This window comes from Senegalimassilia anaerobia JC110 (assembly GCF_000236865.1).
GTDB lineage: Bacteria > Actinomycetota > Coriobacteriia > Coriobacteriales > Eggerthellaceae > Senegalimassilia > Senegalimassilia anaerobia.
This window is the reverse complement of the sequence record NZ_CAEM01000071.1, coordinates 1-675: the sequence shown is the minus strand read 5'-3', so window position 1 is coordinate 675 and position 675 is coordinate 1. Positions and strand designations below refer to the sequence as shown.

Genomic DNA, 675 nt, shown 5'->3' with positions numbered 1-675 from the left:
GGCCATCTTGCCGGTCTCGGGGTCGAGCCAGTACCAGGACCCGCCCCAGGACAGCCAGCCCGAGCCCATGCGGCCCGACGCGTCGACCCAGTACCAGGAGCCGGCCCAGCCGGCGACCCAGCGCTGGCCCGACAGCGTGCCGTCGCCAAGCAGGTACCACCACGCGCCGTCGCCGTCCTGCGCCCAGCCGACGGCCATGGCCCCGCTCTCCGGGTCGAGCCAGTACCACGCGCCGTCCCACAGCCAGCCGGCGTCCATGCGCCCGGAGCCCGCCAGATGGTACCAGCGCCCGCCGGTCGCCTGCCAGCCGGTGAGCATGCGGCCCGAGTCGTCCGCCAGGTACCAGTCCCCGCCGCCGTCGCGGAACCAGCCGGCCGCCATCTTGCCGCTTTGCGGGTCCAGCCAGTACCACGCGCCGTCCCACAGCCAGCCGGTGGTCAGCGCGCCCGAGGGGCTCGTGCGGTACCACGCGCCGTCCCAGGCCCAGCCCCGGCCGGTGAGCAGCGCGCCGGAGGCGGTGGCGTGCCACAGCGACCCCTGCGCCTCGAAGGTGCCCTCGGCCATGCGCCCGTCCTCGCCCAGCCAGTACCAAGAGCCGCGGTCGCTCACCCAGCGGGCCTCGGCGGCGTGGGGGGAGCCGTCGAACCAGTACCATGCGCCCTCGAAGCTCTTCCA

1 pseudogene is annotated in these 675 nt (G+C 75.1%); it reads right to left on the bottom strand.

What is annotated here, in order from left to right:
* A pseudogene (locus tag SFHG_RS00050) lies at positions 1–675 on the bottom strand (hypothetical protein); the annotation flags it as partial.